Source organism: Pseudarthrobacter sp. NamB4, from assembly GCF_005796185.1.
Classification (GTDB): Bacteria; Actinomycetota; Actinomycetes; order Actinomycetales; family Micrococcaceae; genus Arthrobacter.
Map to the genome: position 1 here is coordinate 292,354 of NZ_VAHM01000002.1, position 22,432 is coordinate 314,785.

At 65.8% G+C, this 22,432-nt stretch carries 25 protein-coding genes; 13 read left to right on the top strand and 12 right to left on the bottom strand.

Going from position 1 to position 22,432, the window contains the following annotated elements; all coding sequences use genetic code 11:
* Positions 1–97 precede the first annotated feature (97 nt).
* From FDW81_RS02885 to FDW81_RS02905, 5 genes are all read right to left on the bottom strand, one after another.
* Complete coding sequence (locus FDW81_RS02885) at positions 98–376, bottom strand: HPr family phosphocarrier protein (RefSeq protein WP_138132601.1); 279 nt, start codon at positions 374–376, stop codon at positions 98–100.
* 67 nt (positions 377–443) lie between these two features.
* A complete protein-coding gene (locus FDW81_RS02890) occupies positions 444–2,531 on the bottom strand; it encodes a fructose-specific PTS transporter subunit EIIC (protein ID WP_138132602.1) in 2,088 nt (695 codons plus the stop codon).
* Between the two features lie 2 nt (positions 2,532–2,533).
* Positions 2,534–3,517, bottom strand: a complete 984-nt coding sequence (locus FDW81_RS02895; RefSeq protein ID WP_138132603.1) for a 1-phosphofructokinase family hexose kinase — start codon at positions 3,515–3,517, stop codon at positions 2,534–2,536.
* Positions 3,514–4,317, bottom strand: a complete 804-nt coding sequence (locus tag FDW81_RS02900; RefSeq protein ID WP_138132647.1) for a DeoR/GlpR family DNA-binding transcription regulator — start codon at positions 4,315–4,317, stop codon at positions 3,514–3,516. The genes FDW81_RS02895 and FDW81_RS02900 overlap by 4 nt, the downstream gene beginning before the upstream one ends.
* 292 nt (positions 4,318–4,609) lie before the next feature.
* A complete protein-coding gene (locus FDW81_RS02905; RefSeq protein ID WP_138132604.1) occupies positions 4,610–4,867 on the bottom strand; it encodes a DUF6458 family protein in 258 nt (85 codons plus the stop codon).
* A gap of 237 nt (positions 4,868–5,104) precedes the next feature.
* On the opposite strand from FDW81_RS02905, the gene FDW81_RS02910 reads away from it, so the two are divergent.
* The 3 genes from FDW81_RS02910 to FDW81_RS02920 all read left to right on the top strand — a co-directional run bounded on the left by FDW81_RS02910 (position 5,105) and on the right by FDW81_RS02920 (position 9,358).
* Positions 5,105–5,743 (top strand): alpha/beta hydrolase, encoded by a 639-nt coding sequence (locus tag FDW81_RS02910; RefSeq protein WP_138132605.1) that lies wholly within the window; start codon positions 5,105–5,107, stop codon positions 5,741–5,743.
* 394 nt (positions 5,744–6,137) lie between these two features.
* Positions 6,138–6,890, top strand: coding sequence for an HAD family phosphatase (locus FDW81_RS02915; protein ID WP_138132606.1), 753 nt, complete (start codon positions 6,138–6,140; stop codon positions 6,888–6,890).
* Positions 6,891–7,015: 125 nt separating this feature from the next.
* On the top strand, positions 7,016–9,358 hold the full coding sequence (locus FDW81_RS02920; RefSeq protein ID WP_138132607.1) for a glycoside hydrolase family 65 protein: 2,343 nt from the start codon (positions 7,016–7,018) through the stop codon (positions 9,356–9,358).
* Between the two features lie 30 nt (positions 9,359–9,388).
* Here the strand turns inward: FDW81_RS02920 and FDW81_RS02925 are convergent, their stop codons facing one another.
* Positions 9,389–10,711 (bottom strand): MFS transporter, encoded by a 1,323-nt coding sequence (locus FDW81_RS02925; protein WP_138132608.1) that lies wholly within the window; start codon positions 10,709–10,711, stop codon positions 9,389–9,391.
* A gap of 158 nt (positions 10,712–10,869) precedes the next feature.
* Between FDW81_RS02925 and FDW81_RS02930 the strand changes: the two genes are divergently transcribed.
* A complete protein-coding gene (locus FDW81_RS02930; protein ID WP_138132609.1) occupies positions 10,870–11,670 on the top strand; it encodes a hypothetical protein in 801 nt (266 codons plus the stop codon).
* Complete coding sequence (locus FDW81_RS02935) at positions 11,654–12,403, top strand: LamB/YcsF family protein (RefSeq protein ID WP_138132610.1); 750 nt, start codon at positions 11,654–11,656, stop codon at positions 12,401–12,403. Before FDW81_RS02930 ends, FDW81_RS02935 begins: the two co-directional genes overlap by 17 nt.
* Positions 12,404–12,414: 11 nt before the next feature.
* On the opposite strand, the gene FDW81_RS02940 is transcribed toward FDW81_RS02935, so the two are convergent.
* A complete protein-coding gene (locus FDW81_RS02940; protein WP_138132611.1) occupies positions 12,415–13,758 on the bottom strand; it encodes a DUF445 domain-containing protein in 1,344 nt (447 codons plus the stop codon).
* Between the two features lie 49 nt (positions 13,759–13,807).
* Here FDW81_RS02940 and FDW81_RS02945 point away from each other — a divergent pair, with 49 nt between their 5' ends.
* The 5 genes from FDW81_RS02945 (at position 13,808) to FDW81_RS02965 (ending at position 16,825) form a co-directional block, all read left to right on the top strand.
* Complete coding sequence (locus FDW81_RS02945; RefSeq protein ID WP_138132612.1) at positions 13,808–14,707, top strand: glycerophosphodiester phosphodiesterase family protein; 900 nt, start codon at positions 13,808–13,810, stop codon at positions 14,705–14,707.
* 101 nt (positions 14,708–14,808) lie between these two features.
* Complete coding sequence (locus FDW81_RS02950) at positions 14,809–15,285, top strand: hypothetical protein (RefSeq protein WP_138132613.1); 477 nt, start codon at positions 14,809–14,811, stop codon at positions 15,283–15,285.
* A complete protein-coding gene (locus tag FDW81_RS02955) occupies positions 15,282–16,136 on the top strand; it encodes an AzlC family ABC transporter permease (protein WP_370278685.1) in 855 nt (284 codons plus the stop codon). Before FDW81_RS02950 ends, FDW81_RS02955 begins: the two co-directional genes overlap by 4 nt.
* Complete coding sequence (locus tag FDW81_RS02960; RefSeq protein WP_138132614.1) at positions 16,133–16,444, top strand: AzlD domain-containing protein; 312 nt, start codon at positions 16,133–16,135, stop codon at positions 16,442–16,444. Before FDW81_RS02955 ends, FDW81_RS02960 begins: the two co-directional genes overlap by 4 nt.
* 114 nt (positions 16,445–16,558) lie before the next feature.
* The gene (locus FDW81_RS02965) at positions 16,559–16,825 is read left to right on the top strand and encodes a hypothetical protein (RefSeq protein WP_138132615.1); all 267 of its coding nucleotides are present in this window, start codon (positions 16,559–16,561) and stop codon (positions 16,823–16,825) included.
* A gap of 359 nt (positions 16,826–17,184) precedes the next feature.
* Here the strand turns inward: FDW81_RS02965 and FDW81_RS02970 are convergent, their stop codons facing one another.
* Entirely contained in the window at positions 17,185–17,412 is a 228-nt protein-coding gene (locus FDW81_RS02970; RefSeq protein WP_138132616.1) for a hypothetical protein, read from the bottom strand.
* A gap of 227 nt (positions 17,413–17,639) precedes the next feature.
* Positions 17,640–18,275 carry a TetR/AcrR family transcriptional regulator gene (locus tag FDW81_RS02975; protein ID WP_138132617.1) on the bottom strand — a complete coding sequence of 212 codons (636 nt, stop codon included), beginning with the start codon at positions 18,273–18,275 and terminating at the stop codon, positions 17,640–17,642.
* 121 nt (positions 18,276–18,396) lie between these two features.
* Between FDW81_RS02975 and FDW81_RS02980 the strand changes: the two genes are divergently transcribed.
* The 3 genes from FDW81_RS02980 (at position 18,397) to FDW81_RS02990 (ending at position 20,068) form a co-directional block, all read left to right on the top strand.
* On the top strand, positions 18,397–18,720 hold the full coding sequence (locus tag FDW81_RS02980; RefSeq protein ID WP_138132618.1) for a thiamine-binding protein: 324 nt from the start codon (positions 18,397–18,399) through the stop codon (positions 18,718–18,720).
* 73 nt (positions 18,721–18,793) lie between these two features.
* Positions 18,794–19,471, top strand: a complete 678-nt coding sequence (locus tag FDW81_RS02985; RefSeq protein ID WP_138132619.1) for an O-methyltransferase — start codon at positions 18,794–18,796, stop codon at positions 19,469–19,471.
* Between the two features lie 120 nt (positions 19,472–19,591).
* Positions 19,592–20,068 carry a Dps family protein gene (locus tag FDW81_RS02990; RefSeq protein WP_138132620.1) on the top strand — a complete coding sequence of 159 codons (477 nt, stop codon included), beginning with the start codon at positions 19,592–19,594 and terminating at the stop codon, positions 20,066–20,068.
* Positions 20,069–20,202: 134 nt separating this feature from the next.
* On the opposite strand, the gene FDW81_RS02995 is transcribed toward FDW81_RS02990, so the two are convergent.
* The 3 genes from FDW81_RS02995 to FDW81_RS03005 form a co-directional block, all read right to left on the bottom strand.
* Positions 20,203–20,379, bottom strand: coding sequence for a CsbD family protein (locus tag FDW81_RS02995; RefSeq protein WP_138132621.1), 177 nt, complete (start codon positions 20,377–20,379; stop codon positions 20,203–20,205).
* Between the two features lie 165 nt (positions 20,380–20,544).
* Positions 20,545–20,802 carry a hypothetical protein gene (locus FDW81_RS03000; protein WP_138132622.1) on the bottom strand — a complete coding sequence of 86 codons (258 nt, stop codon included), beginning with the start codon at positions 20,800–20,802 and terminating at the stop codon, positions 20,545–20,547.
* Between the two features lie 312 nt (positions 20,803–21,114).
* Positions 21,115–22,323 carry a YihY/virulence factor BrkB family protein gene (locus FDW81_RS03005; protein ID WP_138132623.1) on the bottom strand — a complete coding sequence of 403 codons (1,209 nt, stop codon included), beginning with the start codon at positions 22,321–22,323 and terminating at the stop codon, positions 21,115–21,117.
* Between the last annotated feature and the right edge of the window lie 109 nt (positions 22,324–22,432).

Sequence of the window (22,432 nt, forward strand, 5' to 3'; positions counted from 1 at the left end):
ACTTGGGGTGGCATGCCCGTTAAACGCGACGGCCGCCGTCGTGCGCTTCCCTGTGAGGAAGGCCCGACGGCGGCCGCTGCCTTGACAACCTTGGCAGCTACTCGGCGTCGTGGTCCGTTTCGAGGATCTGCACCAGGCGGTCCAGGGCGTGGTCGGCGCCATCCCCTTCGGCCCGCAGGACCACCACGTCGCCGTGGGAGGCGCCCAGGCTCATGAGGGACAGGATGCTGGCGGCATCCATGGCCTCGTCCGCCGGTTCGCCCTCGCGGGCAATGGTGATGTCGAGGTCGAACTCGCCGGCTGCCTCAGCGAAGATGGCGGCGGGACGGGCATGCAGGCCTACTCGGCTGGCGACGGTTGCGGTGCGTTCTGGCATTGTTGCTCCTTTGTCTTGCGGCTGGCTGTTGGTCCAGTGCCAGGGTGGTGATGGTGGTGGTGGCCGGTCAGACCGTGGCGGGAACGGTTTCCACCGTAGCAGCGGACTTGGGGGCTGCCCAGCGCTTGAGTGCCACCACGGCGAGGGCACTGACGATGGTTCCGGCAATGATGGCGATCACAAACATCAGGAAGTTGCCGATGGCGAAGAACACGAACATGCCGCCGTGGGGTGCCTGGGAGGTGACGTTGAAGGCCATGCACAGTGCGCCGGTGAGGGCACCGCCCACCATGCTCGCGGGGATCACGCGCAGCGGGTCGGCAGCGGCGAACGGGATGGCACCTTCGGAGATGAAGGAGGCACCCAGCAGCCAGGCGGCCTTGCCGTTTTCGCGCTCGGCCAGGCTGAAGAGCCGCTTGTCCAGGACGGTGGCCAGGGCCATGGCCAGCGGCGGCACCATGCCGGCGGCCATAACGGTGGCCATGATCTGCCATGGCGCCTGGTTGGTAGCGCTGCCCGCGCCAAGGCCTGCGACAGCGAAGGCGTAGGCCACCTTGTTGACCGGGCCGCCGAGGTCGAAGCACATCATCAGGCCGAGGATGATTCCCAGGACGACGGCGGATGCGCCGGTCATGCCGGACAGCCAGCCGTTGAGGGCCAGCGTCAGGCCGGCGATGGGGCCACCCAGGAACAGGAACATGGCACCGGAAGCGACGATGGAGGCGAGCAGCGGGATGATGACGACGGGCATTAGGCCGCGCAACCACCGCGGGACGCTCCAACTGCCGATCACGTGGGCGATGTAACCGGCCAGCAAACCACCCACGATGCCGCCGAGGAAGCCGGCGCCCATGAAGCCGGCAACCGCGCCGGCGACAAAGCCGGGTGCGATGCCAGGACGGTCCGCGATGGCGTAGGCGATGTAGCCTGCCAATGCGGGGACCAGGAATCCCATGGAAAGCGCGCCGATCTTGAACAGAACCGTGCCCAAATACAGCGCCAGGTTTCCGTCGGGAAGGTTGAAGAGGGTGTTGGCCGCCAATATGTCATTGGCTTTCGTGCCCAGTGCAATGTCGAATCCCGCCAGGAGGAAGCCGAGGGCGATCAGGAGGCCGCCGCCGGCGACGAACGGGATCATGTAGCTGACGCCGGTGAGGAGTGCCCTCTTCAGTTTCTGGCCGATGTGCTCGCCCTTTTCCTCGGCGTCGTGCTCGGCCTGTTCCTCGGCACCAAAGTGCGGGACGCGGCGGGCGTTCGGGTTGTCCGCGGCGGCCAGTGCTTCCTGGACCATCTTCGCGGGCTCATCGATGCCGCGTTTGACCGGAGCGTTGATGACCGGTTTGCCGGCGAAGCGTTCCTTGCCGCGTACGTCCACGTCCACGGCGAAGATGACGGCGTCGGCCGCGGCGATAACGGCGGGGTCCAGCGGCTTGGCGCCGGAGGAACCCTGGGTTTCCACCTGCAGGTCAACGCCCGCTTCCTGGGCAGCGGCGACGAGGGAGTCGGCCGCCATGTAGGTGTGTGCGATGCCCGTGGGGCAGGCCGTGACGGCGACGAGGCGCTTGGGACCGGCGTGGCCGGCGCCGTCGCCTGAGGCAGCTACTGCCGACGCTCCGGACTGGCCGGTTGCGTTCAGGGTGCCGAAACCTGCGCCGGAGGAAGCGGCGGCATCGGCGGGGGCTGTTGCTGCATGCGCGGCCGGCTTGTCAGCCAGTGCGCCGTCCACCAGTTCCACGATGTCCTCGCGGGATGAGGCGGCGCGCAGGGCTGCGGTGAAGTCCTTCTTGATAAGGGAGCGGGCGAGCTTGGAGAGCAGCTTCAGGTGCGCCTGGTCTGCTCCGTCCGGTGCCGCGATGAAGAAGATCAGGTCGGCAGGACCATCCTTGGCGCCGAAGTCCACTTTGGGGTTGAGGCGGGCCATGGCCAGGGTGGGCTCGGTGACAGCGGCCGACCGGCAGTGCGGGATGGCGATGCCGCCGGGGATGCCCGTGGCGGTCTTCTGCTCGCGGGCCCAGGCATCGGCGAAGAGGCCTTTGACTTCTGATGCGCGTCCGGTGGCAGCTACTTTGCCTGCCAGGTGCCGGATCACCGTCTCGGGGGAGTTGCCCAGGTTCTGGTCGAGCTCGACCAGTTCCGTGGTGATGAGCTGGGTCACTGTCAATCCTTTCGAAGGGCCGTGATGGTTACGGCATCCGGGGTGGTTTGGTGGACTGCCGGGACAGTGGAACCCGGCAGGGAGGCGGCGGCGGCACCGTGGGCCACCGCCTGGCGAAGGCAGTCGGCCGGGGCGGCACCCTGGCCGTGGGCGAGCAGGTAGCCGGCCAGCGCAGAATCGCCCGCGCCCACCGTGCTGACTGCGGCGACCGGCGGGTGCGTGGCCAGCCACGCGCCGTCGGCCGTTACCAGGACAGCTCCCTTGGATCCGAGAGTTGCCAGCACAGCACCCACACCGGAACGTACGACGGCGGCGGCTGCTGCTGCGGCGGCAGCCGGGTCCGCTTCCAGTTCGTCAGCGGTGGCCGGGGAGGCGAATCCGGCTGCGGCAGCCAGTTCCGCCAGTTCTTCGGCGTTGGGCTTGAGGAGGTCCGGCATGCCCTCCGCGCCGCCCGTAAGGGAGGCGGCGAGGGGCTGGCCGGACGAGTCGACGGCGATGCGTGGGGCAGCGCCATCGGCGGAAGAACGCAACCGCTGGGTGACCGTTGCGTAAAAATCGGCAGGGAAACCAGGCGGAAGCGATCCCGCAAGGACTACCCAGGTGGCGCCGCGGGAGCTCTCCAACAGCAGTTTGATGAGGGCTTCCTGCTGGTTTTCGTCCAGTTCTGGGCCAGGTTCATTAATCTTGGTGGTCACACCGCCGGGTTCGGTGAGGGCCACGTTGGTCCGCAGCGGTTCGCCGATGGGGAGGGAAACGAAGGGCACCCCGCTTTCACGTAGGCCGGCAAGCACGGGATCGCTGTCCGCTCCGGGGAGGACCGCCACAGATTCCAGGCCCGAGGCCACCAGGGCGCGCGAAACGTTGACGCCCTTGCCGCCTGACTCCTGGCTGACGGAAACGGCGCGCTGCACTTCGCCGCGTTCCAGGGGGCCGGGCAGTGCGACGGTACGGTCCAGGCTGGGGTTGGCCGTGAAGGTGACGATCATGCGATCACCACGTCAACGCCGGCTTCTTCCAAAGCTGCTGCCAGTTCCGGGCCGGGTTCGCTGTCTGTGATCAAGGTGTCCAGGTCTTTCAGTGAGGCGAACTGGACCAGGGTTTCCGTGTCCAGCTTGGAGGAATCGGCCAGCACCACGATGCGGCGGGCCGAATGGACGAAAGCGGCCTTGACGGCGGCTTCCTCGGGATCAGGCGTGCTGAGGCCAAAACTGGCATGGATGCCGTTGGTGCCGATGAAGGCAATGTCCGGACGGAGCCGGCCGGCGGCCTCCACGGTTGCTTGGCCCACGGCAACCTGGGTGATTCCCCGGACGCGCCCGCCCAGTACATCCAGGGCGATCCCGGGCACGTTGGAGAGTTTGCCGGCGATGGGAACGGCGTGGGTGATGGCCACGAGCTCCCGCGGCTCCGTGTCGCCGGAAGGGTCGGTGGCTGCACGGCGCGAGAGCATGTCCGCCAGCACCTCGGTGGTGGTGCCGCCGTCGATCAGGACGCTGCCTGCGGAGTTGCGGGGAATCAGGGCGAGGGCGGCTTCGGCAATCCGGCTCTTTTGGTCCGGCCGCTGGATGGCACGCTCGTTGACACTCTCCTCGGTGGTGCTGAACCGGTCTGCCGCAACAGCTCCGCCATGGACCCGACGGACGGTTCCAGCGTTTTCAAGGGCGGCAAGATCACGGCGGACGGTTTCGGTGGTGATGCGGAAGCGCTCTGCCAGGAGGGTCACACTGACCCGGCCGCTGCCGGCCACAAGCTCGGCAATCTTCTGCTGGCGCTCCTCGGCGAACACATACCCTCCGTTGCGTAAGGCTGTTTGGTGCGGCTGCTGGTGGTCCTGGTGCTGCAGCTTTGCTCCTGGCGGTCCAGACCGGTGCGGCTGCGTGACTGGCATCACATGATGTTGGGTTACTTGACTTTATCTTTGCCTGTGTTGGTTTGTCAATGGAAACCCACATGAAACAAAATTGCCGCCGTTTGCCCGCCCATAACGGGAAAGCCGGGCCGGAACACTCTGGTCCGGCCCGGCTCTTCGGGTTCATGTATTTTTCCTGCCAGGACTTCCGGCGGAATGCTCGCGGCGGCTACAGCCCGCCGTCCCGGCTTTCGTTGCGGGTGATGCGTTCGCCCGTGTTCGGATCCACTACCGAGCGCGTTTCGCTGACGCGGCGGCTGCGGCCGGGCGAGGCCAGGATGAGGGAAGCGATGAGGCCAATGACGCCCACGGCCATCAGGATGTACCCGACGAGGACCTGGTCGACGGCGGGGATCAAACCTGGAGCAACCGCCCAGGCGAGGATGGCGCCGAGGGCGATAAGGAAAATGGAGGATCCGATTCTCATGTCTTGCTCCTTCTGGTCGAGGACGGGCGTTGTCTTAGCCCAAAACAGATACTAAGCATGCTGTCTGTTGCTCGCCACGCTACAGCTCAGGGGGGCCTTGATCAACGCTTTGCAACGTCCCTGCGCGTTTCAGATGTGTAACGCCTGTGGAGGATGGGGCTCTTGTTTCTGTTCCTGATGGACCTCAAGCCGGCACGGCTCAACTTCCGGGGTGCCACTGCTGGCTAGGCTGAACTGATGGAAACAGTTGTATGGTCCAAGCCTGAGGGCGAGCGGGCAGGTACTCCCTTGCTGGTGATGATGCACGGCTACGGAACGGACGAGTCCCGCATGGTCCGCCTTTTCGAATACCTGCCCGGGGAATTCGCGTGTGCCGCGCTGCGGGCCCCCATGCCTGTCGGCGACAGCTGGGGCTGGTTCCTGCTGGATTACTTCCTGGCCAACGACTTTGCCGACGTCATCAAGGCCGCAAGCTCCGTCCAGGGCTGGATCAACAGCGTCAAGGGCCAGCACAGCAGCGTGAGCCTGCTGGGATACTCGCAGGGCATGGCGATGGCAAGCACGCTCCTGCGCCTGCACCCCAAGGACTACGAGGCTGTTGTGGGCCTTTCCGGCTTTGTCCTGCAGAATGAACTGCTGTCCCTCACCGAGTCCTTCGATACCAGGCCGCCCTTCTTCTGGGGGCGAGACAAGGCCGATCTGGTCATCAACGAAGATGCCATCGCGTACACCGAGGAGTGGCTCCAGCAGCACACCCTGCTCACGGCCAGGACCTACCCCGGCATGGGCCATGCGATGTCCAGGACGGAGATGGTGGACGTCAGTGTGTTCCTCCGCCACTACGTGCTTCGGCAAAACGGTCCCGCCCGCGGCTAGCTTCGGTGCCACAGCGGCGAAGTGCACCTTGTCCACAGGTTAGGAAAAAACAGTTGCCAGCCAAATTTGTAAGCGCTTACACTCGTCTTCGGCCGTTGTAGCGGCCCTTGAGCTGGGCGGACAAGGAGATCAGCGCGGTGCGGACTATTTACTGCAGCCGGACAACGTTCCGGGCTGGCTGTCCCGGCCGCAGCGCGTTCCGCCCGGCTTGTCCCAAGACGCATATGGTGTCCACAATAGTAGGGGTAACAACGATCAGCAGGGCCCGAGACCGCCGCGTTCCCCCGCAGGCGACGCACAGCCGGCCTGCAGATTGTTTTGGGCGTCGAGGCCTCCACACTCCACAGCATCCCCTCTTCGAGGCTGCCCGCCGTCCTGAAAGGACAACCCTCTGATGACTGAAAAGACAAGAACAGACCATGCGGCCACGGCGCTCTCCGCATGGACCGGTGCCGGCGCCATCCTCTTCGACCTCGATGGGGTGCTGACGCCGACGGCCACCGTACACGAGCAGGCGTGGCAGGAGCTGTTCGAGGGCTACCTCGCCGCGCAGCCGGAAGTTCCCGGTTACACCGAAAGCGACTACTTCGACCACATCGACGGCAAGCCGCGCTTCGACGGCGTGCGTGACTTCCTGGCCTCGCGCGGGATCGTGCTTCCCGAAGGCCCCACTGATGACGACCCCGCCAACACCACGGTCCAGGGCCTGGGCAACCGCAAGAACGGGATCTTCAACGACATCGTCAGCTCCGGCGTCGAACCCTTCGAGGGCTCTGTCCGCTTCCTCGAAGCCGCCCTCGAACGCGGCCTGAAGGTCGCCGTCGTTTCCTCCTCCCGCAACGCGCCCGCGGTCCTGGCCGCCGCCGGACTCGATGTCCACTTCCCAGTGGTGGTAGACGGTCTGGTGGCAGCAAGGGAAGGGCTCCCCGGGAAGCCCAGCCCTGCCACCTACCAGTACGCCGCCCGCCTGCTGGACCTGCCCAGTGAGGAGTGCGTGGTGGTTGAGGATGCGGTCTCCGGCGTCCAGGCCGGCGAGGCAGGATTTTTCCACTCGGTGATCGGAGTGGACCGCGGCGCAGGCCGGCAGGCGCTGCTCGATGCCGGAGCCACCCTGGTGGTCCAGGACCTCAGCGAACTCCTGCCCTAGGAACCTGCTGCCCCCGCAGCTCCTGCCGCCACCCCCGGCGGCGCCAGTAACCCCCTTCCTCCCCATCAGCATCCCCGGCCGGCAGCACACCGGCTGCCCGGCCAAACGCCAAAGGACCCAAGACCATGGCTCTCATCTCAGCGGACCGCGAAAGGTTCCCCAATACGCCCTGGCAGCTCGTGGAGACCCGCCACGAACCAGGCAATGAAGGGACGCTTGAGACCCTCTTTGCCCTCGGCAACGGCCATCTGGGGATCCGCGGTGCACACTGGGCGGCTGCCGACTCGGACCTGCCGGGCAGCTTCATCAACGGGCTGCACGAGATCTGGGACATTAAGCACGCCGAAAACGCCTTTGGCTTCGCCCGGACCGGCCAGCGCATCCTCTACATCCCGGACGCCAACAACTTCACCCTGATCATCGACGGCGAACCGCTCACGTTGGCTGAGTCGGAGGTTCTGGAGTACCGGCGATCGGTGGACTTTTCCACGGGCTTTTACGAATGCCGGATCACTTGGCAGTGCCGCTCCGGCGCCGTGGTCACCACCACGGAACGCCGGGCCGTGGGTTTCGCCTCGCGTGGCAGCCTTGGCATCTCCCTGGAAGTGGCCACCGACCGGGACATCTCGGCGGATGTCACCTCGTCGGTCATCAACCGGCAGGACCAGCCGGTGGAAGACCATTCCGCCCACGATCCCCGCCGGGCGGGCCGCCACGCCGGACGCGTCCTGCTGCCCCTGCGCCTGGACGGCGGAGACGGGTCGCTCCGGTTGGCCTGGGAAGCCGCCGAATCCAAGCAGCGCGTGGGACTGGCAGTGGATCACTGGACCTCCTCGGGACACCAGCCGTTCGAAACCCGGGTGGACCAGGATGACAGCAGCGTCCGCTATGTCCTGGCAATCAGCGCAAATGAGCCCTTCCGGCTGGAAAAGAGCGTCAGCTATGCCGCCGCCGCAGCAGCCCAGGACCCATCCGTTGATGCAGCAGGGGTCGCAGAGGAAGGACTCCGGTCCGTCGGGGAGATCTTCGCCGAGAGTGAAGCGCATTACCGGGAGTACTGGGCTGTCGCGGACATCGTGGTGGCCGGCCAGCCCGTGCTTCAGCAGGCCATCCGCTGGAACCTGTTCCAGCTTGCCCAGGCCACGGCACGCGCCGGCGTTGCAGGGATCCCCGCCAAGGGGGTCACGGGCTCCGGTTATGAGGGCCACTACTTCTGGGACCAGGAGGTCTACCTCCTGCCCTACCTGACCTACACCAATCCGGAAGGCGCCCGGCAGGTCCTGGAATTCCGGCACGCCATGCTGCCCGAGGCCAAGATCCGGGCCAAGGAACTGAGCGTGGACGGCGCCCTGTTTCCGTGGCGGACTATCAACGGGCTCGAGGCGAGTGCGTACTACGCAGCCGGCACGGCGCAGTTTCATATCGCGGCCGCCATTGCCTTCGCCACCAACCGGTATGTCTGGGCAACGGGGGACACCGCCTTCCGGGACGGATTGGGCGCCGAACTGCTGATTGAGACAGCCCGCATGTGGATCTCGCTGGGCTTCTTTGGCAAGGATGGCCTCTTCCACATCCACGGCGTCACCGGCCCGGACGAGTACACCGCAGTGGTGAACGACAACCTGTATACGAACGTGATGGCCCGCTTTAACCTGCGTGCCGCCGCTGCCCTGGAACATGCCGGCATCACCCAGGAAGAGCGGCAGTTGTGGGAGGCGGCGGCAAACCGCATGCACCTGCCGTTTGATGAGCGCATGCAGGTTCACTCGCAGGACAACGACTTCATGACCCTGGAGCCCTGGGACTGGACCACGCCCCGGTCCAAGTACCCCCTGCTCCTGCATTTCCACCCGTTGGTCATCTACCGCCACCAGGTCCTGAAGCAGGCGGACACCGTCCTGGCGATGTTCCTGCAGTGGCAGGACTTCAGCGCGGAGGAGAAGCAGCGCGCCTTCGATTTCTATGACCCCCTCACAACGGGGGATTCAACGCTGTCCGCGTGCGTCCAGGGCATCATGGCCGCCGAAGTGGGGTACTCGCGGGAGGCGCTTGAGCACTTCACGAATGCTGCCTTCATCGACCTGGACGACACCCACGGCAACACCATCGACGGAGTGCACATCGCCTCCACCGGCGGGGTCTGGAGTTCCCTGGTCAACGGCTTTGCGGGGCTGCGGGACCAGGGCCCGGTACCATACTTCGACCCACGGCTCCCGGCCGATTGGGAGGGGCTGGCGTTCCACCTCAAGATCCGCGGCCGGCTGCTGCGGGTGGAGCTGGACGCCGGCACTATTACCTTGACCGCCCAGGAAGGCGAGGCCCTGGACGTGGGCGTCCGCGGACAGCTGGTCACGGTGGGCGCAGAACCCGTCCAGGTGCCACTTGCGTCAGTGCCGGAACCGGAACCCACCGTCTTCCCCAGCGGACATCCGACGGCGAGCATCCCCGTGGTGCGCGCCAACAACTGAGTGACGTGCCCGGCGGCAGGGCGGGACGCTTTAGTCCCCGCCCGCCGTCGTTCGCTCCGCCTCAGGTGACCGGTCCAGGGGGTGGGCCGTCTCGTCGTCGCGCATCCGTGCCACAGCCAACGCGATGACCGCCATGACAGGGCACACCCCGCCTGCGACCGAAAAGATCAGCCCGAGGGGCAGGACCTCGGCAGCCGGCCCCGCCAGCGCCATGGACACGGGCATCAGGGCAAGCGACACGAAGAAGTCCAGGCTGGAGACCCGGCCCAGGAGGTGCGGCGGGACGCGCCGCTGCAGCAGGGTGCCCCAGATGACCATGCCCACGCTGCCGGTGGCTCCAAAAATGAACAGTGCGGCGGCGATTGCCCAGAAGCTGTCCATGATTCCGACGGCAGCCAGCGGGAGGCTGCCCGCTCCCCAGCTCACCATCATGACCGTGAGGTAGCGCCGGGGCAGCCGCAGGGAGGCGGTGACGAGCGAGCCCAGTGCGGCGCCGACGCCCATCACGGCGAGGAGGAAGCCGAAGATGCTCGAATCGCCGCCGAGCTGGTCCCGCACCACGAAGGGCAGCAGTACCTCGATGGGGCCGATCAGGAACAGCACCGAGATGCATGCCCAAATCAGGGTCCACAGCAGCCACGGGGTGCGCAGCGTGTAGCTGACGCCCTCGCGCAGGTCATGGAAAACTGTCGACCTGCCCCGGCCGCCTGTGGTCGCACCGCCCTCCATGCCGCCCTCCGCGCCGTCCACCGGAGCAGCCAGTGCGTGCTGGCCCAGGAAGTTCAGGACGATGAAGGCCAGGAGGTGGCATAAGGCCACTGCCGTGACAGCGTGTGACGGTGAGAGCGCAGCCACCACCATGCCCGCCACTGCCGGGCCGGCGGCCTGCTGGAGGACCGGGCGCATGGTCCCTTCCATCCCGTTCGCTGCCAGCAGGTCCTGGGCCGGCAGGATCCGCGGCAGGATGGCGGAGTAGGCGGGGAAGAAGAAGGCGGCACCGACGCCGAGGACAAAGGATCCTGCAGCCACATGCCAGAGCTGGAGCAGCCCGGCCACGGCCAGCCCGCTCACGGTGGCTATCACCGCCAGGTTGGCTCCCTCCACGGCGATGATCAGGCGGCGCTGGGGGATCCGGTCCGCGGCGATTCCGCCTGCCAGGACGAATGCCACCAGGCCCGCGCTGCCGGCTGCGGCCACCAGGGAAAGTTCCAGCGGGCCGCCGCCCAGGTGGATTACCTGGTACACCATGGCCACGGCCCACATTCCTGAGCCAAAAATGGAGATGGCCAGCGCTGCGATCAACACCCTGTACTCACGGTGGGCAAAGGGCCGCAGGGCCTTGGGGGTGGGCATGGGGTAAGTCTAGGCTTCGGGCGCCTGCCCGGACAGCCGGAAGGCCGCCCTCGGATGGACAGGGCGGGGTACCGGCATTCGGTGGCCTAGTGTTAAGCAGCCTTAGTATTTAGGGAAGGCCGCAACCAATGCGGCCGGCGAGACCAACAGAGGTGACCATGGCCAAGCGCAGCAATCCCGCAGTCCGAATCGCAAGCGAAACCGCCCACAACGCCGTGTTCGACGCCGAAGGAAATCCCAAACCGGGCGTCCATAACGCGCTGCTCCGGGCGGTGGAGATCCAGCGTCCGCTGGTCCTTGCCTACATCCGCCGGCTCCAGAAGAAGCACCCCCGCGCTACGGCGGCGCAACTGGCGGACATCCTGGAGCGGGATTACCTTCGCGCCGTCACGGGCGGCGGGGCGCTGGTAGGAGCCACCGCCGTCGTTCCCGGCGTGGGCACCGTAGCGTCCCTGGGCCTCTCCGCGGCCGCCACCGTGGGGTTCCTGGAAGCAACTGCCCTCTACGCCACCTCCCTGGCGGAGCTGCACGGCATCCGCCTGACCAACCCGGAGAAGGCCAGCACCATGGTGATGGCCCTGATGCTCGGTGAGGAAGGGACGGCGCTGCTCGGAACGCTCAGCGGGCAGGGGGCAGGCAAGGGCATGAACGCCGCTTGGGGCAATGTGCTCTCCAGGTCCATGTCCGTACCCTCCTTCGGTTCGGTGCGGAACCGGATCCAGAAAGCCTTCCTCAAGAACCTGCTGAAGCGGCAGGGGACCGCGTTGTTCGGCCGCGCGCTGCCGTTCGGCATCGGCGCAGTGGTGGGCGGAGCCGGTAACCTCGTGATGGGCCGTGCGGTGGTGGCCAATGCGAAGGAAGCATTTGGTCCCATGCCTGACACCATCCCCGGGGAGCTCAACGCTGCCGCCCCGGACAACCTGAAGCTGGAAGGCAACACCCTTGGATCTCAACGCTGACCTTGGCGAATCGTTCGGCTCCTGGACCATGGGAGACGACGCCGCCATGTTCCAGCTGGTCACCAGTGCCAGCGTGGCCTGCGGCTTCCATGCCGGCGACCCCGTGACCATGCTGGACAGCTGCCGGGCAGCCTACGAGCTCGATGTCACCGTCGGTGCGCATGTGGGGTACCGGGACTTGGCAGGTTTCGGGCGCCGCTCCCTGGACATGAGGTTCGACGAGCTGTTCGGTGACGTGCTGTACCAGCTGGGCGCGCTCGACGGCGTGGCACACGCCGTGGGTGCCTCCGTGGACTACGTGAAGCCGCACGGCGCACTGTACAACCGGCTGGTGCATGACGCCGACCAGGCGTCGGCGGTGGTGGCAGCAGTGAACGCCTATGATCCTGGTCTGCCTATCCTGGGGCTGCCCGGCTCGGAGCTGCTGAAGCAGGCAAAGGACGCCGGGCATCCGGTGTTCATCGAGGCCTTCGTGGACCGCGCCTACCGCGGGGACGGCACGCTGCTTCCGCGCTCGGAGGAGGGCGCCGTCCTGCACGACGTCGATGCCATCGTTGAGCGGGCAGTGCGGCTGGCTGCCAAGGGAGAAGTCGTGGCCGTGGATGGAACGGTGGTGCGGGTATGCCCGGATTCCCTGTGCATCCACGGCGACACCCCGGGTGCCGTGGAGATGGCTGCCGCAGTCCGGGCGGGACTGGAAAGTGCGGGCGTTCAGCTGCAGTCCTTCGCATAGCCGTGCAGCGGTCACCCAAAAATCTGGTGCGCCACCGTAAAGATCGCAAGCCCGGCCAGTGAGCCCACCACCGTGCCGTTGATCCGGATGAACTGCAGGTCTTTGCCTACCTGGAGCTCGATCTTCTGCGAGGTTTCCTCAGCATCCCAGCGGGCCACCGTGTCCGTGATGACCCCGGCGATGTCCGACCGGTAGGTCCGGACCAGGTAGCTGGCGGCGTCGCCGATCCAGGCGTTGACCTTCCCGGCAAGCTCGGGCTCGCTGACCAGCCTGGCACCGAAGTCGCGGACCGCTGCCTTGAACTTGATGGTGAGCTCGCTGTGGGGATCGTCCACGGCACCGAGCAGGGCGTTCTTCACCGTGCCCCAGGTGCGGAAGGCAAGTTCCCGCACCTCGGGGTCGCCCAGGACCTGGGCCTTGATGTCTTCCGCCCGCGCGATCATGGCCGGATCGTGCTGCAGATCCTGTGCCAGGTCATTCAGGTACTTGTCGATGGACTGGCGCACCTGGTGGTTGGGGTCCGCCTGCACAGCGCGCACGAACTTCAGCATCTCCACATACACCTTGTCGCCCACCAGGCCGTCCAGAAACTGGGGGACCCAGGTGGGGGAGCGGTCGGAGACCAGCCCGGTTACGGTCTCATGGTTGTCGTCCACCCAGTCGGCGGCACGGTCCACCAGCAGGTCCACCAGCTTGTGGTGGTGGCCGTCATGGAAAATCCGCGCGGCCAGCTTGCCCACGGGAGGCCCCCACGGCGGAGCCAGCAGATGCTTACGTACCATGCCCTCGATGACCGCCTGGACGTCGTCGTCGTTCAAAACCTTGAAGGTTCCGCGGATGAGCGCGGCGCCTTCCTTTGCCACCCGCTCAGCACCGGCCGGGGTGGCCAGCCACTCACCGGCGCGGCGGGCGACATTAACGCTTGCCAGCTTGTCCTGGACCACCTGCTCCGAGAGGAAGTTGGTCTCCACGAATTCGCCCAGCGAGGCGCCGATCTGGTCCTTCCGGCGCGGGATGATGGCGGTGTGCGGAATCTTGATGCCCATGGGGTACTTGAACAGGGCGGTGACGGCGAACCAGTCGGCCAGCGCGCCTACCATGCCGCCCTCCGCCGCCGCACGCACGTACTGGAGCCACGGGTACTCCGTCTGCAGCGCAAACGCGACAACGAAGATCACGGCCATGGCCACCAGCAGCCCCAGGGCCACCAGCTTCATTTTCCGCAGCGCTGCCGCCTTTTCCGCGTCACCGGGACTGAGGTGGTGGACGACGGCACGCGCCTTCATACGGGGCGTTGCGGTAGGTGCGGGCCCGGTGGGTGCTTCCCGGGTCGTTGGCTCAGAGTTCACCTGCATGTGCCAAGCCTAGCCCCGCAGGATGCGCGCAGTCGGCTACCGTGTCTCCATGACCAGTGATGAGCCAGTGCCGCAGCGGCCGTTGGTCTTTGCCCACCGGGGCTCCAGCGCCGCGTTCGCAGAACACACCCGCGCGGCGTACCTGCAGGCCCTGGCGGACGGCGCCGACGGCGTGGAGTGCGACGTCCACCTCACCCGGGACCAGCACGTTGTCCTCCTGCATGACGCCAATCTCGACCGGACCTCGGACGGGACAGGGCCTGTGGCGGAGCGGACGCTGCGGGAACTGCGGCACCTGGACTTCTCATCGTGGAAGGGCGTGCGCATCCCCGAAATGTACGGCGCCCGGTCTGAGCAGTTCCTGACCCTGCCGGATCTCCTGGACATCCTGCGGGCTGCCGGGCGGCCGGTGAAACTGGCCATCGAGCTCAAGCATCCCAGCCCGTACCAGCTCAAGCTGGAGGACAGGGTGCTCGCGGTGCTGCGGCGTGAGGGGTGGGAACCCGGGAGTTCATCCCTGGACAACGTGTCCGTGACTTTCATGAGCTTCAGCCCGGACTCCATCCGGCACCTGCTCCGTTCGGTTCCGCCGGAGTATGTCTGCCAGCTGGTGGACGACGTGGACATCCGGGTGATTCGGACGGGGCTGGGTTTTGGGGTGATAACAGGGGGTGCAATCGCCAACCTGATGAAGGCCACCCAGCTCGAGGGTGAACGGATCCTGGACAACGGCGTGGTGGGATTGGCCGGGCCTGGCATCGCCTATGTGCGCCGGCATACGGCCAGAGTCCGGCGGTGGCTGGAGTCCGGGCGGCGCTTCAGGGTGTGGACCGTGGACTCGGAGCAGGATGTGGCCCTGTGCCAGGAGCTGGGCATCCAGGAGATCACCACCAATGTACCCTCCCCCGTCCTTGCCCACCTGCAGGTGGCCTCACCTCAGGGAAGATAGCCATGGTTGGGCAAGGCGGCTGTTTCCGGCGCCGGGTTGCCGGAGCAGGGTCCTGGCGCTGGATTTTCAGCAGCACGGTGTGCCTGTGATTGAGTGGAACCATGTTTTTTCCCCGCTCCGGCCGGGCCGTCCAGAATCTTTCCGCCGCCGGCATGAGCGCACTGCTCCTGGCCAGCGCCATGAAGCATTTCCGTGATCCCGCTTTCTACCGCCCGGTGGTCCCGGACTACCTGTGCCGGGAAGACGCCGGCGCCGGCCAAAGCCCCGCCCCTGCCCATCCACTTGCCCTCCTTTCGAGGGATGAATGGATCGCCGTGAGCGGACTGCTGGAACTCGCAGCCGCGGTCGCCCTCCTGGTCCCGTTCACGCGCAGGCCGGCCGCCACAGGCACGGCACTAATGTTCACCGCGTTCCTGGCAGGGCACCTCGACGCACTCCGGCGCGCCTACGGATCGCAGGGGACCCCGGTTCAGCGGAAGGTTCACACCCTGCGGCTTCCGCTCCAGGCACCGCTCATCGCCTGGGCGTGGAGCCTCCGGACGCGGGGCATGCGGGCAGGCGGGGGAGCGGAGCTGTGACCCTCCTGGCTTCCCCGGCCGTGCGGATGGGTATTTCCATCAGTATCGCCACCGGGCTTTACGGTGTGTCCTTCGGGGCGCTCTCCGTCACGTCGGGACTCAACTTCTGGCAGACGATGGCGTTGAGCCTGCTCCTGTTCAGCGGCGGCTCGCAGTTCGCTTTCATCGGGGTAGTGGCCGGTGGTGGGTCGGGCATCGCTGCGATGAGTGCAGCCACCCTCCTGGGCATGCGCAACGGAATTTACGGTATGCAGCTCAACGCCCTGCTCCGCCCCACGGGCTGGCGGAAATATGCTGCCGCGCAGGTAACCATCGACGAATCCACGGCAACCAGTACCGGCCAGACTGACCCGGCTGAACAGCGCCGCGGGTTTTGGGCTGCGGGCATTGGCATCTATGTGCTCTGGAACCTGTTTACCGCGGTGGGTGCCCTGGCCGGAAGTGCCCTGGGCGACCCCAAGCAGTGGGGACTGGACGGCGCGGCCGTGGCTGCGTTCCTCGGTTTGCTGTGGCCGCGGCTTAAGGGACGCGAGCCGGTTGCCATTGCCGTGGTGTGCGCCCTTGCCACCGTCGTGGCTGTGCCGGTCGTTCCCGCGGGTGTTCCCATCCTCGTGGCTGCCGTGGTGGCAGCGGTGATCGGCTGGTTCAGCCATGGCCGCAGCGACGAAGGCCTGGAGCCTGATGTTGACCCGTACCGGGAACGCCACCGGCACGGCGGGCACCACCGCGGATCGGGTGGGCAGCACAGCGGGCATGCCGGCCACCCCAGCGGGCATGGCGCCCACCCCAGCGGGTCCGGGCAGGGCGGAGCGGACCCCGCGAACGGTACAGGGACTGGAGCAGCCGAATGAATTTGTGGTTCTGGCTTTTGCTGGCCTGTGCAACGGCCTATGCATGGAAGTTGGTGGGCTACCTTGTCCCCGCCCGGCTTATGGAGAATCCACGGATGTCCCGGGTAGCGGGCACCATGACCATTGGACTGCTGGCATCCCTGACCATAGTGAACACCCTGGCAAACGGTCAGGTGCTGGCTGCCGACGCCCGGCTCGGTGCACTCGCGGCCGCGGCCATCGCACTGGCCCTCCGGGCACCCTTCCTGGTGGTGGTCCTTGCAGGGGCGGTCACTGCAGCGCTGCTGAGGATTCTTGGCTGGAACTGAGGCTGGGCTAAAGGCCATCGAAGAGTGACAGGGATCACATCCATTAGGCTCCGCCGGTTGTACTATAAGAGCGGCTATGCAGTTGGCCATGGAAAATCCGCAGGAATGGCAACCATGGAAAATAAGCTGCATGCAGCCGGGGAAAGAGCCGGAAGCCCGCACCAAAAGAATCTACGACGCCGGGCCGGCCTTCCTGCCAAACGCTTCTTCACCCGGTTTGCCGGCTTGTCGGACGTCCCGGCAGAGGACCTGGAATTACTCTCCCAGAGCCTGCGGCGGGCCCTTGACCTGGATCCGGCGACCCAGATACCGGCGCTGCAGGCTTTGGTGCACCAGGAACTTCGGAACAGGGGAGGCCAGGAAGGCCCCGGCAGCGGCTAGGAACTGCGGCAGCAGTGCGGCAGCCATGCAGGAGGAACCGCAAGGAATGATCAACCACGCCCGGGGCAGCCGGAAGGTGGCCAAGGTCCTGGAGATGCCATTCCCGGGGAAGCCGGTCCCGCAGACGCCGGCAAGAAGACCGCCGGGAACCCCGCCCAGGCCGTGCCTGCATCGGAACAGCATGGGGAAAGCGACGGGGAATAAGGGCGCAGGGAAATTGCTGGCAGGCACGCCGGTTGCCAGCCCGCTAACTCAAAGGCGGCAGCAGCAAGCAGTGATGTCACAGACGCGCAAAGTTGCAGTGGAAGAGGAAGCGCGGGCTTCAAACGATGCCGGGCCAGCTGCCTGCGCAGGTGGGGCTAGGCCACTCCGTGGGCCGCGCTGTCAGGCGAACCGGCCGACCTGCGGCAGCTTTCTTCGACAGCCATCTCGTACCATGCCTGCGCACCGAAATCGGGTTCGGGCTTGTCGAGGTTCTGGTACAGGACGTCCAGGAGGTTTGCGAGTTCCGCTGCGGTCAACGTCGGAAGGACTTCCTCCGGCCCGCGGGGATCGTTCAGATAATGGTTAAGCTTGGAGCCGTTCATCGCGATGCGGCCATTGCGCGCCGGTAATGCCTGAACTGGTGCATGGGGACTCCATCTCAAAAAGCAGAGACGGGCTGGCTGCGTAACCCTCCTCGAGTCTATTGCACCTGCTGTACACCCACAATGGCGCCACGGGCGGGCAGCTCCAGGCCGCCGTCGGGCCTCGTACCGCCACTCTTCACCAGCTCCTCCCGCAGCCCGCCAGGTGAGGCCGTGCGGCTGCAGTCCTAGTCCAGCTGCGGCCCGACGGCAGGGGAATGCGGGACCGGAACGTGCGCGGGAAGCGGACGGCTTGGCCGCACGGTGCGGATGGCATCCTCAACCAGGGCCAGCGGGCGCCGCCAGGCGTCAGAACCCGGTTCCATGGTGTCCACCACGCTGATCAGCATTGCAAGCAGCCGGAACATGTCTGTCATGGAGATGTCCGCGCGCAGGTTCCCCTGGCCCTGCCCGCGCACCAGCAGCACGCTCATCGATTCCATCAGGGAGCCCGTGATGCCGGTCAGGAGTTGGCGCCGCCCTGCTACTGCACCGAGCAGATTGGCGTCAGCGCTGGCAGCAGCCATCAGTGCCTCCAGGACCCGAATCAGGCCAGCAGCGGCATCGATATCCGCAAGCGCGCCGTCCATCACAGGATCCACCGTCAGGCGGAGCTGCCGGTTGAGCGCGGCAAGAACCAGCTCTTCCTTGTCTGCAAAGTTACGGAAAAGGGTTGCGGGGCCCACGCCGGCCGTGGCTGCGATGGTCTGCAGCGGAACTTCCGGGCCAAATTCGCGGAAGCACTGGCGCGCCGCTGTGATGATCTTGTCCACATTCCGCGCGGCGTCGGCGCGGAGTGGTTTGCGGGCGACTGCGAGGCTCATGCGAAAAGGTTAGCAACCGAGCTTTCGGCGTTCACCGTTACTGGAGGGTAGGAGCTTTTGTGACGCGTCGCCGCTCGAGTGTGCCCCGCACCCCTGCGTCGGCGCATGGCACACTGGCTTCATGTTGCTTGCATTTTCTGTTGCCCCCTCCGGTGCTCCCAGCGAAGGTGCCCGTCCTGCCGATGCGTCAGTGCACGACGCCGTTGCCGCCGCCGTCAAAATCGTCCGGGAATCAGGGCTTCCCAATAGAACGGACTCGATGTTCACCACCATTGAGGGCGAGTGGGACGAAGTCTTCGATGTGGTGAAGCGGGCCACTGAAGCAGTGGGCCGCTACGGTAGCCGGGTATCCCTTGTCATCAAGGCGGACATTCGGCCCGGCTACACGGGAGAGTTGAGTGGCAAGGTTGAACGCCTTGAGGAAGCCCTCTCCGACGGTTCCTGAACCGTCACCCGCCCGCCCGCACGTCCCCAAGCCCTCTCTGGACCCGCACACCACCCCGTGCCAAACTGTGGAAATGTTCGAGCACAAGCCCCGCCCGGAGTGGGTCGCCACGGAGGAGTTCCTGTCCGACGTCGTAGTCCATCCCGATCCGGCGCTGGAGCAGGCCATCCGCTCGGCTGCCGAGGCAGGCATGCCCCCGATTGAAGTGGCGCCCAATGCCGGTAAACTCCTCAAGCTCCTGGTTCAGCTTTCCGGCGCACGCCGGATACTGGAGATAGGCACGCTGGCCGGGTTCAGTACCATCTGGATGGGCAGGGGCCTTCCCGACGGCGGCACCCTCGTGACCTGCGAATACCTGCCCAAGCACGCAGAGGTAGCGTGGGCCAACATCGACGCCGCCGGCCTGGGAGAGAAAGTGGAGATCCGGCTGGGACCCGCACTGGATACCCTGGCGGCCCTGGAGGAAGAGGCCCGGGAACCGTTCGACTTCATCTTCATTGACGCGGACAAGGAAAACAACAGCCGCTACCTGGAATGGGCGGTCCGGCTGGGCCGGTCCGGCACCACTGTGGTCCTGGACAACACGATCTGGGAGGGCGCGGTCCTGGATCCAGACAAGGACCCGGTCAACGCGCCCGGGATTATTGATGCGCTCAAGTTACTGGGCGAGCACCCGGGACTGGACGCCACTGTCATTCAGACTGTCGGGTCAAAGGGGTGGGACGGATTCGCCTTGGCGCGGGTCCTGTAGCTCCCGCCGGCGCTCTCCACCCACTGCGGAACTCCACGGGGCCAGGAAACTGGTAAGTATGCTTAGAATTAATTCCGGCCGGAACCAGGTCCGGACAGACAGCAGCAGTGGAGGAAATTGATGAAAGCTTCACCCACCCTTGCCAGTAACCTGCAGATGGTACTCACCGACCTTATCGAGCTGCACCTGCAGGGAAAGCAGGCCCATTGGAACCTCGTGGGCACGAACTTCCGCGACCTGCACCTGCAGCTGGATGAGATCATCGCTGCCGCCCGCCTCTTTGCTGACCAGGCCGCGGAACGTATGCGCGCCCTGCATGCCCTGCCCGACGGCCGCAGCAGCACGGTCTCAGCGGGCAACCGGCTCCAGGAGTTTCCGGAAGGGCTGGTATCAACCAAGGACACGGTCCAGCTGATTACTGCCCGGCTGGAGCGGGCGGTCCAGACCATGCGTGAAGTCCACGATGAGGTTGACGAGGAGGACCCCACCAGCGCGGACCTGCTGCACGCCGCCATTGAGCGGCTGGAGCAGCTGGCGTGGATGGTCAACGCTGAGACCATGGCTCCCACCGCAGCGGTGACCGAACCGGCGTCGTAAGCCATCACGCTTTGCCGCTGCCCGCTGTCCGCTGCCGGGCATGCAGTGGCGGGCGCTTAAAGGCTGGGCAGGGGACTGTCGGAGCAAAGCAAAGGGGGTGCTGCGATAATGCAGCACCCCTTTGCATGGTGGAGCTATTCCTTCTTGAACGCGTCCTTGACCTTCTCCGCGGCCTGCTTCAAATCGGCCTTGCTCTGGTCCATCCTGCCTTCCGCCTCAAGCCCCGGATCGTCTGATGCACGGCCCGAGGCCTCCTTGGCTTTGCCTGCAAGCTTTTCCGCGGCGTTGCCGATCTTGTCATCCAAACCCATCGCCCATATCCCTTCGGCTGGTCCGGAGACGCCGACGCCCCCGGCTTGCCTTCATGCTAGCCAGCGGCAACACACTTCAACAGTGCTTTCATTGCAGCCGGAGCCGGCAAACCCGAAGGCTTGAAGGCCGCAACAGTCGCGGTAGGAACAGGCCGGTTCAGGAAGTCAGACCAGGTCCGGAGCGCTTGCCACGATGTAGTCTGCAGCGGCGGGACCGGTCATCGACAGGTTGTTGCTGTCCGGGTTGATGCCATGCTCTAAAAGCGCATCCCACAGCGCCTCCGGCGCCTGCAACTGGGCCTTGTGGAGGAGGCACCAGCTGGTGTAGAGGCCGTACAGTTCGTCGCGTCCGAGGCCAAGCCCCGGCTCCCTGTCCGGGACAACTGCTTCGGCAAGAAATTCTTCAAAATGTGTAGCAGGCATGTCCGCTCATTCGGGGTCGACCGTGATGCCGCCGTATCTGCTTCAGCGGTCCTGCCGGCGCCCGAAGGAGCCAGCAGAGTAATCTCGAAAGTATTGCAGTACGGCCCGCTTGTCCAGTCACGGCCGCCGCCTTTTACCCGGGTCGAGGGGGCCGACGGCGACTGGGGGGACTGGCCTCGGTCTCAGAAGAGGCCATCTCGCCGCCGGCCCCGCCTTGTCCCGGGCCACCTTGTTAGCCCGGGAAGCCTCAACAGGACCTCCACTACAATTTTCCCCCATTCGGAAGGTCCTGCCTAGCCCCCGGTATGCGGCCTAACGGCCGTCGCCGCGCCGGTTCTCATCCGGTGATTCTTCGCCCGCGGCCCGGTCCCGCAGTTTGTCGCGGACCCGCTCGCGGTGCGGCTCAACACCCTCGCTGGCGTCCTGGTTGGGGCCGGAGTCTTCGCCCCCGTTGCCGTTCTCCCCGCTGTACTGTTCGCGCAGTTCGCGGCCGCGCTGGATGTCGTCTTCCTGCTGCTTCTGCTGCTTTTCGCTCTTCTTGGTATCCCGCGGCGGCAACTGAATGGTTTCCTCCGCCTCGATGCCTGCCTGCAGTTGGCGTCCGCGCTCCATCTCGGCGTCGAATTCAGCGCCGAACAGCAGGGACATGTTCAGGATCCACAGCCAGAGCAGCATGACGATTACGCCACCGAGGGCGCCGTAGGTCTTGTTGTAGTTTCCGAAGTTGCCCACGTAGAACCCGAAACCCAGCGAGGCCAGCAGGAAGACGAACAGGGCAATGCCGGAGCCCATGCTCATCCACTTGAATTTCGGCTGCTTGACGTTGGGGGTCGCGTAGTACAGGACGGCGATGATGACGATGATCAGCCCAACCATGACCGGCCATTTGGCGATGTTCCAGACGGTCAGGAAGATACCGCTGAGTCCGATAAGCCCCCCAATAGCCTCGGCAACCGGGCCGCTGAGCACCAGCATGCCGGCCAGGACAGCCACGATAACAATGGCCAGCAGGGTAACCACCAGCATGGTGCCGCGCAGCTTGACGAAGGGACGCCCTTCATCAACCTCATAGATGCGGTTCATGGCCCGGCCGAACGCTCCCACATATCCGGAAGCGGACCAGAGTGCGGTGGCGAGGCCGAGGACGAACGTCAATCCTGCCGCCGGCGCATTCGCCAGTTCCTCCACCGGACCGCTGACGGTATTTACCGTTTCGGCAGGGGCAAAGCCGCGCACAATTTCCAGCAGGGCGGTTGTTGTTCGTTCCGGGTCCCCGAAGAGGCCGATCACCGAAACGAGCGCCAGCATTGCCGGGAAGAGGGACAGCACGCCGTAATACGTTAGTGATGCCGCGAGATCCGGGCACTGGTCCTTGTTGAACTCCCGGAGGGTCCGCTTAAGGATGTATTTCCAGTTTGGCTTGGCCACGTCTGTGGGGCTGTCCGGCTTCCGGGAGTCATTTGGATCCGGCGCCCGGCCTGCCTTGGCAGTGCTGGTTTCGGAAGAGTCGTGAGTGGCCATGGGGTGTCCTCTCAATTAGGGCCTGAACCTGACAGGCCGGCTCCGCGGGTTGGCGGGGCCGGCCTGTCAGTGGAGCATGGTGCCTTACGGGTGCCGCGTTGTGCCTGGG